General features: G+C 38.6%; 9 protein-coding genes and 1 rRNA gene (1 of these 10 only partly in view). 7 read left to right on the forward strand and 3 right to left on the reverse strand.

The features are described from left to right. Positions 1–21: 21 nt before the first annotated feature. From L6471_RS05590 to L6471_RS05610, 5 genes are all read left to right on the forward strand, one after another. On the forward strand, positions 22–1,986 hold the full coding sequence (locus L6471_RS05590; RefSeq protein ID WP_006282912.1) for an IPT/TIG domain-containing protein: 1,965 nt from the start codon (positions 22–24) through the stop codon (positions 1,984–1,986). 76 nt (positions 1,987–2,062) lie between these two features. Beyond that, positions 2,063–2,512, forward strand: coding sequence for a T9SS type A sorting domain-containing protein (locus L6471_RS05595; protein ID WP_074614364.1), 450 nt, complete (start codon positions 2,063–2,065; stop codon positions 2,510–2,512). Beyond that, a complete protein-coding gene (locus L6471_RS05600) occupies positions 2,509–4,839 on the forward strand; it encodes a cellulase family glycosylhydrolase (protein WP_094448367.1) in 2,331 nt (776 codons plus the stop codon). Before L6471_RS05595 ends, L6471_RS05600 begins: the two co-directional genes overlap by 4 nt. 58 nt (positions 4,840–4,897) lie before the next feature. Beyond that, entirely contained in the window at positions 4,898–5,947 is a 1,050-nt protein-coding gene (locus L6471_RS05605; RefSeq protein WP_074614366.1) for a hypothetical protein, read from the forward strand. Positions 5,948–6,057: 110 nt separating this feature from the next. Then, entirely contained in the window at positions 6,058–7,269 is a 1,212-nt protein-coding gene (locus tag L6471_RS05610; RefSeq protein WP_074550305.1) for an NADP-dependent isocitrate dehydrogenase, read from the forward strand. A 148-nt stretch (positions 7,270–7,417) separates the two neighbouring features. Here L6471_RS05610 and L6471_RS05615 read toward each other — a convergent pair whose 3' ends face one another. After that, positions 7,418–8,206, reverse strand: a complete 789-nt coding sequence (locus tag L6471_RS05615; RefSeq protein WP_006282918.1) for a Cof-type HAD-IIB family hydrolase — start codon at positions 8,204–8,206, stop codon at positions 7,418–7,420. A gap of 119 nt (positions 8,207–8,325) precedes the next feature. Here L6471_RS05615 and L6471_RS05620 point away from each other — a divergent pair, with 119 nt between their 5' ends. Continuing rightward, on the forward strand, positions 8,326–9,102 hold the full coding sequence (locus L6471_RS05620; protein WP_006282919.1) for an SDR family oxidoreductase: 777 nt from the start codon (positions 8,326–8,328) through the stop codon (positions 9,100–9,102). A gap of 64 nt (positions 9,103–9,166) precedes the next feature. Here the strand turns inward: L6471_RS05620 and L6471_RS05625 are convergent, their stop codons facing one another. After that, entirely contained in the window at positions 9,167–10,336 is a 1,170-nt protein-coding gene (locus L6471_RS05625; RefSeq protein WP_094448368.1) for an aspartyl protease family protein, read from the reverse strand. A 602-nt stretch (positions 10,337–10,938) separates the two neighbouring features. Next, positions 10,939–11,211: a leucine-rich repeat protein gene (locus tag L6471_RS14255; RefSeq protein WP_094448369.1), complete on the reverse strand. Its 273-nt coding sequence runs from the start codon at positions 11,209–11,211 to the stop codon at positions 10,939–10,941. A 458-nt stretch (positions 11,212–11,669) separates the two neighbouring features. On the opposite strand from L6471_RS14255, the gene L6471_RS05635 reads away from it, so the two are divergent. Then, a 16S ribosomal RNA gene (locus L6471_RS05635) occupies positions 11,670–12,748 on the forward strand; it runs 451 nt beyond the window's last position.

Below are 12,748 nucleotides of genomic sequence, written 5' to 3' on the forward strand. Positions count from 1 at the left end.
ATCTTAATAAGGATGTAAGTCATGATAAAACTTAATAATATATTTGTCATGTTATTGGTGGCCCTGGTAGGGCTATCAGTAACCGCTTGTAGTAGTGATGACGATTTGAATACTGATCAGTACGGTAATGATATTGCTGTCAACTCGTTTGGTCCTTGTCCTGTACTTCGTGGAGGTATGCTTTATTTCTATGGTAGTCATTTGGATCAGATTAGTGAGATTGATCTTCCTGGTGCTGATCCGATTACTGCTATACAAGTGCTAACTGCGGGTTCTCATAGTAAAATCTCAATAGAGGTTCCTGCAGAAAAGTGTGATACGGGTATTGTTGTTTTGAAGACTGTTAAGGGTGGTACCATTAGCACAATATCTCCTGTTACCTATCGTGAAGATATCAAATTAACAGATTTCTATGTTGGGCAAGAGAATAATAAGATTGGTGCTGTTGGTGATATTGTTACGATTAAGGGTGATTATTTGAATTTATTTCATGGAATAATTTTTGCAGATAATGATACAGTAAAGGAGGATGCTTTTATTGCTCATGATCGTTATACGATTCAGGTAGCTATTCCTGAGGAAGCAAAGACGGGACAGATTACGCTTACAGACTTGGCTTCTTCTCCAACGGAAATCAGTACTGAGGATGCTCTGACGGTAACTCTTCCTACTGTTCAGAATTTGACGCCTACAACCCTTAAGGCTGGTGCTACAATCTCTGTCACGGGTTCAAGCTTAACGCAGATTGCCAGTGTCAAGTTGAATGGTGCAGTTGTTGCTGATAGCGATTTTATTGCTCAGACTGCTACTATGGTTAGCTTTGCTCTTCCAGTGAAAGCATCTGATGGTGAAGTAACATTGGTTACGAAGTCTGGTGTTGAGATTCCTGCTGGTAGTATTACTACGGTTGTTCCAACAGACTTGGCTGTTTCTCCTTCTCCTGTTAAAAATGGCAAGACGATTACGATTACAGGTAAGGATCTTGACTTGATTACAGGTATCGCATTCCCTAACGCTACTGATGCTACAATCGCAACTCAATCTGCAACTCAGATTACAGCTAAAATTCCAGTCACTGCTCAGGAGGGGGATATCACTTTGAGCCTGGCTAATGGTAAGACTGTATCTGTTGCTTATACATTGGTAAAACCAACTGTAATAAATTTTATACCTACTACATTGACTGCGGGTGATAGGGTTGTCCTAACAGGTACTGATCTTGACTTGGTGAAGTCTATTACCTTCCCTGGAGAAGCTGATATCGAAATTACAGAGTTTGCTGCTCAGTCAGAAACCTCTATCGGTTTAACGACTCCTGTTGCAGCGTCAGGTTCAGGTGTTATTTTGAACTTGATGAATGGTACAACGGTTAAGGTATCAGGTCTTACCATTAATGCTTCTACAACACCGGCGGTTAATAGTACAGAAGTTGAAGGTACTGTTGGTGAATATGTAACTGTATCTGGAAAGAACTTTAATAATGTTGAGGCTATTTATATTGGTGGAACTAAGGTTACTAAGATTAGAAGTCGTAGTGACAGTGAAATTACATTCCAAATTCCAGCTTCTATAGCTCCTGCTACTTATGATTTTATCTTTATTACTCCAGAAGAAACTAAATTTACTGTAGGTAAGATCATTGTAAATTCTGCAGAGAAGACTATTTGGACAGGTAGCTTTGATTGTGCAAATTGGGCAGGCAATCAAGATCTAGCTTGGGGTGGATATGATTGGTCTACTGTTAAAGCTGGTCAAGTACTAACTTTCTATTTTACAGCAAACGATACAAGTGCTAGTTGGGTATGTATTAGTGTTCGTCAGGGAGATAAATGGGACAATTTACCTAATGCACAGATTGATTTGACTGGATCTTCAACGGTTGCTACTTATACATTGACAGAAACAGCTCTTAATCAGTTAGTCAATAATGGTGGTCTCGTTGTTACAGGAAAGGATGTTACAATCACTAAGATTACATTGAAGTAATTCTCTATGTTTTTATAAAATTGGTGGCGTGATATATTAATATTACGCCACATTTTACTTGATTAAAACTTTTATTATGAGGAAGTTTATATTAGCTTTTATTTTTGCAATCTGTGTGTTTGCAGCAAAAGCTGCAGACAAGTCATTGATTATTACGTTTAATGATAATACCACACAGATTTTTGCCTTATCAGATCTTCCTAATATTAAAATGCAAAATGATAAGATGACTATTGTTGCAGGTTTAACAACTGCAGAGTATGATTTGTATAAAGTCAGAACATTTACATTTGGAGAAAGTACGGGAATTGAAGATGTTACAAATGAAAAATTGACTTTTGAGGGCAATTCGCTGATAATTCCAGGTTCTTCAAATCAGATTCGTATTTTTTCTATCAATGGAATGTGTGTTTCTTTGGATAGTACCCAATTAGGTTCGTTTACAGTTCTTAATTTGGAGTCGTTACCTCAGGGAGTATATGTTATTAATACAAATGGTAAATCTGTTAAAATAACCAAGAAATGAAAAAGTTTATCTTTTCTCTTTTAGCAACTCTGATTTCTTTTTCAGTTTTTGCACAATCTGCAGATGATACTTATGTAGTCAATAAGGCAGATGGGACTTCGCAATCCTATAAGGTGATGGAATTCCCAAATATTAAGTTTAATGGTGATGGTACCTTTGGCAATTATATGACTGGCTTTGATGATTTCGGTCAGATCAATGTTTGGAACATCAGTGATGTGAAGAGTGTAACCTTTAATATCGCTCATTCTAATCCTGTAGATGTTTCTGGTGTTTTTTTGGCTGATGCTTCTGCTAACGATGCAGCAAAGAAACTCTATAAGTATCTGCGGCTTGTTTATGGTAATAAGATCTTATCGGGTATGATGGCTCATGTAGCTTGGAATCATGATGAGGCCGATAAAATACATGTGCTTACAGGTAAATATCCTGCTATCAATTGCTATGATTTTATTCATATAGCTGTACCTAATCAGGGCTCTAATGGATGGATTAATTATAATGATATTACTCCGGTTACTGAATGGGCTGATGCTGGTGGTATTGTTAGTCTGATGTGGCATTTCAATGTGCCTCAAAATGAAAATACAACTATTGGGGCAGATGGTTCTGGACAGGGTATTAACTCTAGTCAAACTACTTTCAAGGCTAGTCATGCTCTTGTTTCTGGTACTTGGGAGAATAAATTTTTCATGGAACAAATGGAAAATGTGGCTAACGTTATACTTAAACTTCAAGATGCTGGTATTGTTGCTCTTTGGCGTCCGTTCCATGAAGCTGCCGGTAATGCAACTTTAAAGTCTGGTGCAAACTGGGGAAAAGCTTGGTTCTGGTGGGGCGAAGATGGTCCTGATGTATATAAGCAACTATGGCACACGATGTTCAATTACTTTTCCAATAAAGGTATTCATAATTTGATTTGGGAGTGGACTTCTCAGAATTATAATGGTGATTCTGATATATATAATAATGATGATGACTGGTATCCAGGTGATGCTTATGTAGATATTATCGGTCGTGATCTCTATGGTACTACGGCTGTTCAGCAGTATTCTGAGTATAGTCAACTTAAGGGTCGTTATCCATCTAAGATGATTGCTCTCGCAGAGTGTGGTGTTAATAGTTCTACTATTACAGCTGATGTTGAACAAGCTTGGAATGCTGGAGCAAAATGGTTGAACTTTATGCCATGGTATGGTGAATCTATGCCATCAGATGAATGGTGGACTAAGGTGATGAACGAAAACGTTGTGATTACCCGTGATGAAATCAATCAGAACGCTACTTATATGGAAGAATCTGCACAGAGTGCTGTTGATAACTTTGGTTTAGGTTTTAATCTGGGCAATACCCTTGATGCAAATGGTTGTGGTACAGGTAAGCCTGTTGCTACTTATGAAACTTTTTGGGGACAGCCCGAAACCACGCAAGATATGATGACATTTCTAACGCAAAATGGATTTAATGCTGTCCGCATCCCGGTTACTTGGTATGAGCATATGGATGCAGAGGGAAATGTTGATGAGGCATGGATGATGCGTGTTAAAGCAATCGTGGAATATGCAATGAATGCTGGTCTTTATGCTATTGTGAATGTTCATCATGATACAGCTGCTGGTTCTGGTGCATGGATAAAAGCGGATACTGATGTATATGCTGCAACAAAGGAGAAATTCAAGAAACTGTGGACTCAGATTGCGAATGCTTTGGCTGATTATGATCAGCATTTGCTTTTTGAAGGTTATAATGAGATGCTTGATGGTAATAATTCCTGGGATGAACCACAGAAGGCTTCTGGATATGAGGCATTAAACAATTATGCTCAGGATTTTGTAGATGCTGTTCGTGCGACTGGGGGTAATAATGCAACTCGTAACTTAATTGTAAATACTTATGCTGCAGCTAAAGGGGAAAATGTACTTAATAACTTTATGCTTCCTACAGATGCAGTAACTAACCATCTTATAGTGCAAGTTCACTCCTATGATCCTTGGAATTTTTTCAATACCAAAACGACGTGGGATAGTGAATGTCATAATACCTTAACTGAAATCTTCTCAGCTCTTTCCAAGAAGTTCACGACTATACCTTATATTATAGGCGAATATGGTACTCATGGAGAGTCTGATATATCGGTATCAAAGTCTTCTCCAGCAGAGAAAATTAAGTTGGCTGCAGATCAGGCTGCTGATATGGTAAAACTGGCTAAAGATCATCATTCTGCTACATTTTACTGGATGAGTATATTCGATGGCTCTGACCGTATACAGCCTCAGTGGTCACTGCCAACTGTGGTTGAGGCCATGCAGGAAGCTTATAATAATTAATGTAATAATCTTTTTTTAGTCCTCCTTTTTTAGGGAGGGCTTTTTGACATTGTTAATCATGAAAATCAAATCTATCTTTTGCTTGTTAGTGGTTGCATTCTTTATGGTGTCTTGTCGTCATCATGAACGAAAGTCTTATGATGAAATGGGGAGTAATGGGCTAACTACAAGAACAGAAAATCTTCAAACCAATCTTCGCACATTTATGAATAAAGGTGTAATGATAGGACAAATATATGATAGCCTAAAAGGTATAGGGTGGAAAGATAAATCTCATCATAGCAATATGTTTAGTATTTGTGATGATTATGCCGCTGTTGGTGGATATGAACTGATGGGTGTAGAGAAAGGATGTAAGGTAAATAGGGATGGAGAGAGGTTTGATGTGATTCGTAAAGATATTCTTAGACTCTTTAAACGAGGTGGACTCATTATTCTTTTTTGGACGGCTCCTGATTTTAATGAAAATGAAGATATGCTCGATGAGTATGTTAAACAGTTGGCTAAGTATCTTGATTCATTACAAGATGGTTATGGCATTAAAGCTCCTGTCGTATTGTGTCTTTATCCTTTAGATGGAAAATCTTGGTATACACAACTATCTGCAGGAGACTATAAGAGTCTTTGTGATAAAACTATAGATAAACTCAAAAAAGCAGAAGTTACGAATGCCATTTATGGTTTTTCTTTCTCGCAGATGATAAGTCGTGAAAAAATAAATCAATATATCAGTGATGATATTGATGTCATCAACTATTCTTTGATTTCTAAAACTAAAAATGTCGAGTCTTATCGGAAAAACTTTCATGAGATGTTACAAGTATTAACATCAGTAGCTCAGGAAAGATATATGGTACCAGGATTGACTACAGGTATAGAGGGGATTCCTGATAGTGTTTACTTTACGGGTACAATTCTGTCAGCTATTCAAAAGTATCATTTGTCGTATATCATGTTCGGAGCTAACTATGGTGATTCTAAAGAAGGGCATTATTGTGTGCCTTATCCTGGAATGAATAATGCAGTGATTAGCGACTTTGTAAAAATGTATAATGATGATAAGACAATATTTTTGAAACATTTAAACGGATTGTATCTTAAATACTGATTTTTCTTAGTTTTTGTCACTTTTTTGATGTAGAATTAATCAAATTGGAATCTTTTTTACTACCTTTGCCGCAGATTTAACAGAATATAGATACACGAACTTACAGAATTATGGAAAAAATTAAGATGACGACCCCTTTGGTCGAGATGGATGGTGATGAAATGACCCGCATTTTATGGAAAATGATCAAGGATGAACTCATCCTTCCATTTGTTGACCTGAAATCAGAATATTATGACTTAGGCCTTCCTAATCGTGATAAAACAGAAGATCAGGTTACGATTGATTCTGCTGAGGCTGCAAAAAAATATGGTGTAGCTGTAAAATGTGCTACCATTACTCCTAATGCGAAACGTATGGACGAATATCATCTGCACAAGATGTGGAAAAGTCCTAATGGTACTATTCGTTCTATTATGGATGGTACAGTTTTCCGTGCTCCTATAACGATACCTTCTATTCATCCTGTCGTAAAAAACTGGGAGAAGCCTATTACTATAGCTCGTCATGCGTATGGTGATGTATACAAGAGTGTGGAGCTTCGTGCAGATGAACCAGGTACAGCTAAGTTGGTATTCGAAGGTAAGAGTGGTAAACGTCAAGAAATCGAAATCCATAATTTTGATGGTGCTGGTATTATTCAGGGTATGCATAATACTGATAAGAGTATCAAATCTTTTGCACATAGTTGTTTCAAATTTGCTATTGATACCAAACAGGATCTGTGGTTTGCTACAAAGGATACTATCTCTAAAACTTATGATGCACAGTTCCGTCAGATTTTTGAAGATATATATGAGCAAGAATATAAAGCTACTTTCGAAAAACTTGGTATTGAATATTTCTATACTTTGATTGATGATGCTGTTGCTCGTGTTATTCGTAGCAAAGGTGGTTTCATTTGGGCTTGTAAGAACTATGATGGCGATGTGATGAGTGATATGCTCAGTACCGCTTTTGGATCTTTGGCTATGATGACTTCCGTGTTGGTATCTCCTGATGGAAAGTATGAGTATGAGGCAGCTCATGGTACTGTGACCCGTCATTATTATCGTTACTTGAAGGGTGAGGATACAAGTACTAACCCTATGGCTACTATCTTTGCATGGAGTGGTGCACTTCGCAAACGTGGTGAACTGGATGGCATCAGTGCTCTTGTGAACTTTGGTAATGAATTGGAAGCTGCTTGTTTTGATACGTTGAATGAGGGTGTAGCAACAAAAGACCTTGTTAATCTTATGGAGGGTGTTGAGGCTAAGGCTGTCAACTCTGCAGATTTCATAGCTGCAATACGTGCTCATCTTGAGAAACGCTTAGCATAAGTGTGATCTAATGCGTCGTGTGTTCAACGGGCAAGATATAGTAATTTTAAATGCCGCATGATGAAAGGATATTCACAAGCGAAGCTTTAGTAAATAGTAATCCCGAGTAACATATAATAGTTGCTCGGGATTATTTATATATATTGTTTTATATGATATGGTAATACTGTAAGGCATGTTGAATGCCTTCGTCATCTACGCCTGTCGTAATATAATCGGCAATTTTCTTGGTACCTTCATTGGCATTACCCATGGCGACACCTATACCAGCTTTGATAATCATCGTGTTGTCATTTCCTCCATCACCAAATGCCATGGTTTCATCTATGGTTATTCCCTGATGTCGGGCTATCGCTTCTATACCTTCACCTTTATCAGCACCTAAGGCTGTAATGTCGATAAAGTCGTCACACCAGCGCCCTGCTGTACAGTTGCTTAGTTGTGGCATTAATTTTTCTTCCATGGCTTGATTAAAAAAAGGAGTCATCTGTAGTATATCCTGACCTTTCAGATCTTCGATGTCGAGTTTGGTGAAATCTATATTTACAACACCAAGACCTTCGCGAAAGAGTATATCTACTTGAGGATTGTAGTTGTGTACAGCTATATCTTGACTGCCTACAATAATAACAGGTACTTGATATTTATCAGATAAGGCGATTATGTGATCAACATTTTCACGACTCATTGCTTTGCGGTGAACGGTGTCTGTGCCAATAAAGCAGTTTGCTCCATTAGTAGTAACCCATCCATCGATAAGGTGTTCTATTTGTTGGAGATTTGTAATAAACTGAGTGGGACGTCCAGTAGAAATAAATATTTTTACACCTTTTTCTTTTGCCTTTGTAAGAGAAGCTACTGTTGATGGGGGTATGCGATGTGTTTTGAAACTAACCAAAGTTCCATCAATGTCAAAAAAAAGAGCTCGAATTGCCATAACCTATTGATTCATTAATTTGAGTGCAAAGGTACAAAAAAGAATGTGATACCGTTGTTGTCCAAATATTTTTTATTAAATTTGTGACAAACTCATGAATTTACAAAAGTGAATACCAAATGAAGAAGAATTATTTTGATCTCACAGGTAGAGTAGCCTTGGTTACAGGTTGTTCTACAGGACTTGGTGTGCAAATGGCTCGTGCTTTGGCTAATCAGGGATGTAATATTATTCCTGTTGCTCGTCGTGAAGGGAAAATTAAAGAGGTTGCTAAAATGCTGGAACAAGAATTCGGGGTTGAAGCATTCCCAATACGTTGTGATGTAAGTGATACCGAAATGGTGGAGAATGCTGTAGATACAGCTCTTGCTCATTTTGGTCGTATCGATATTTTGATTAATAATGCAGGTACAGGTGCTGTTGCTCCTGCAGAAGATATTACTGACGAACAGTTTGCTAATGAGATAAATATAGATCTTTTTGGTACTTTCAAAATGGCTCGTTCTGTAGCGAAGAAGGCCATGATTCCTGCTAAGTTTGGTCGTATTATTAATATATCGTCTATATACGGCCTTGTTGGAAATAAAATAGCACCGTCTTCTCCTTATCATGCTGCTAAGGGGGGCGTCGTTAATTTGACCCGTGCACTTGCTGCGGAGTGGGCTAAGTATAATATTAATGTTAATGCTATTTGTCCTGGATATTTTGAAACACCTCTGACTAGGGATACCTTGAACACAGAATGGTTTAGAGAATATGCTAAGGGGGCAATTCCTCAAGAGCGATATGGAGTTGAGGGGGAACTGGATACAGCGGCTATCTTCTTGGCTAGTCCTGCTAGTAGTTATGTTAATGGTATTATGTTGCCTGTTGATGGTGGGTATACTTCGATTTAATGACTTTTTAAAATAATGAACAGACGACCATTTCCTATTGGAGAATGGTCGTCTGTTCGTTTTATTAGTGTGTAACGAAGACTTCTTTCTTAAATCCTCTAGGGTCTTGTAACACAAATTTATATTTTTTGCCGGTAGTAAAAGGATAATCTATAAATTCTTGATATGAGTTAATGGGTTCATTGTCAATCTTCAATACGATATCTCCTTGGCGCATTCCGTTCTTATAGGCTTCGCTTTTATGCCAAATTAGTCCAATATAAGGTTGGTTTTCTTTTTCAATAAATGCTACTCCAAACTGTTTATTGCTTACGTTTACGCTGTCGCTATTGTTATATGGCTGAAAGGTTATTCTCTTTTTTTTCGGGTTAATAACAATACTTCCATAGTTAAAAAGTTGACTTCCGATTCTCGATGCGCCTTGGGTTGTTATGGTTCGAACGTTTTTAAAGGCGAATTCATTCCATTTTAATCGATTGAGATTCAGAAAATATACTTTATCTTGTTTTTCGGTACTGTTGGTTGCTACCGTAAAGTTTCCTGTTGCTTCTCCTTCAACTTGGGCATTTACTTGCTTACTTTTGTAACGATGTTCCATAAAACTTTCTCGATTCATCTGGTATAGTTGTTTAGCTCCAGTGTCGAAGAGTACTTCATCAGTATGGCGCATGAATGGGCTAACCATAATATATGGAACAAACCATTTTAAGTTATATTTAAGAGTTTGTCCAGCTTCATGGTCAAAATAATGTTTACGATCGGAGAGTATCATTATTTTATTCTTTGGATCAATCTTTGCTCCTATGCCTTTATTAAAAATATCGAATCCGATAATGCCATCATAATTAACCTTGCCTATTGGTTTCTTAACAATAGAAGCAACATAGCCGTTGATATTTTGATGCCCTAACATCAAATTAGGAAGTTGAACAACTTTTATTGTATCTGTTACTCCATTGGCATCATGTGATATCACATTGCCTAATTCTTGGAGATTAGGTATTTGGGTGTCTGTATATAGCAAGCCTTGACTTGACCCTGTATCTAGATTGAATCGATATTTTTTGCCCTGAATTATTACCGGAACGTAGATTTGGTCATTCTCGTATTCAATGGCAACTGTATCGACGAAATTCTTTTCTGATAAGGTGAAGTTCGTATTGTATTGATGCATTTGAGCATGTGCATTAAACATGCAACAAAATCCTGCTATATAGAAAAAAATCCTCTTCATACTTTATGATTGTTTCGTGCAAATATACGATAAAAGGGGGAAGTATGAAACAAAAGTATAGTGAAAAGGTGTTTTCCCCCTTAATAAATATTGGATGTAATCCATGTGAATTCTTGCTATTTGATAGCTTAACTTAATTTATCAAGTTGTATGAGAGTTTCGGAATAGAGTATACAAATGCCATAGATACACAGAATTCTGTCACATCGATAAGTATCGGAATGTCTGTTGACTTTTTCCCGCCTGTAATGGTTTGACTGTCAAATAATTTATCAAAAAACAGTGCTTTCAAAAATCGTCATCTAGCTCAAAATATTCAACTTTTGATCAGCCTGTTTGGTCTTTTTTCTTCCCCTCGATTTTCTCTCCCGCCAAAACCCCAGCTCCTGGGGGTCGAAACCTAAGACTTTGTTCGCTAAACTCTATGACCTTATCGCGTCAACCCTAAGCTTTTGACCCCTAGGAGCTTGGGTTTTGGCGCCCTTTTTTTTAACCGGTGATACGTAAAATCTGTAACGTGTTGATATTCAGGTAGATATGAAAATTCTTCAAAATTCACGTATTTGAGGCATTCTTACATCGCAATTTCAAATACGCAAACCTCATGAGGGTTCTTGTCCGTAAAATTCAAAATCCCTCTTTTGTTGTACATGTCGTAGTGGTATATATCTAACAATGTTAAAAGTAGGCTGATACTGTAAAATATGTTGGGAGGTGTAGTAAGCGGTGTCAACCAGTTTCGTCATGTTATTGCCGATGGTGACGGAAGTAAGGCCATAGCAAACAGAGAAAGCCTGTCTGCCAATACTCGTCATGCTATTGCTGATTGTGACGGATGTAAGGCCAGAGCAACCAATGAATGTATAACCACAAATACTCGTATAATTTGTGGGAGTAGGGGAGTCCTATAATTAATCTTCCTTCTTTAAGTCTAAAACTCATTCTCATATTTCATATATTATAATGTGTACGTCCACGGGAGCGAGCTTCTAATGTCAAAGAACGCGCAAAATCTTAGTTTTTTGCAATTTTTTCTTGAAAACATTTGGAGGTTATGGATATTTTGTATACCTTTGCACTCGCTTTCAAACAAACGGAAGCAGCCAAATAACGTTGGTTGTGAGGCTTAAGAGAAAGAGTTCTTTGAAAAGATTACATAGACAGAGAAGTAGTACAAGAAGCGTTCACATATTATAGATATGTGTGAATGGGTAACAAAAACGAACCGTCAAGTTTAGTTTTTGTCCAGGCTTTAAACCGACTTCAATAAAAGGATAAGCGTCCTTGAAACAGAGACAAATAATCTATTCAATTAGATATTCAAAGATATTTTACAATGGAGAGTTTGATCCTGGCTCAGGATGAACGCTAGCTACAGGCTTAACACATGCAAGTCGAGGGGTAACATGAAGAAAGCTTGCTTTCTTTGATGACGACCGGCGCACGGGTGAGTATCGCGTATCCAACCTGCCCATAAGTAGGGAATAGCCTTGCGAAAGTAAGATTAATGCCCTATGGTTTCCATTAAAGACATCTGAGATGGAATAAAGATTTATCGCTTATGGATGGGGATGCGTCTGATTAGGTAGTAGGCGGGGTAACGGCCCACCTAGCCGACGATCAGTAGGGGTTCTGAGAGGAAGGTCCCCCACATTGGAACTGAGACACGGTCCAAACTCCTACGGGAGGCAGCAGTGAGGAATATTGGTCAATGGACGAAAGTCTGAACCAGCCAAGTAGCGTGCAGGATGACGGCCCTATGGGTTGTAAACTGCTTTTTTAGGGGAATAAAGTTAGCCACGTGTGGTTATTTGCATGTACCCTACGAATAAGGACCGGCTAATTCCGTGCCAGCAGCCGCGGTAATACGGAAGGTCCGGGCGTTATCCGGATTTATTGGGTTTAAAGGGAGCGCAGGCCGTTTGGTAAGCGTGTTGTGAAATGTCCGGGCTCAACCTGGGCACTGCAGCGCGAACTGTCAGACTTGAGTGCACAGGAAGCGGGCGGAATTCGTGGTGTAGCGGTGAAATGCTTAGATATCACGAAGAACTCCAATTGCGAAGGCAGCTCGCTGTAGTGTTACTGACGCTAAAGCTCGAAAGTGCGGGTATCGAACAGGATTAGATACCCTGGTAGTCCGCACGGTAAACGATGGATGCCCGCTGTTTGCCCTTCGGGGTGAGTGGCTAAGCGAAAGCGTTAAGCATCCCACCTGGGGAGTACGCCGGCAACGGTGAAACTCAAAGGAATTGACGGGGGCCCGCACAAGCGGAGGAACATGTGGTTTAATTCGATGATACGCGAGGAACCTTACCCGGGCTTGAATTGCAGATGACGGATCTAGAGATAGTGACTTCCTTCGGGACATCTGTGAAGGTGCTGCATGGTTGTCGTCAGCTCGTGCCGTGAGGT

Origin of the sequence: Segatella bryantii (genome assembly GCF_022024215.1) — a bacterium.
In the GTDB taxonomy this organism is placed as follows: Bacteria; Bacteroidota; Bacteroidia; order Bacteroidales; family Bacteroidaceae; genus Prevotella; species Prevotella bryantii.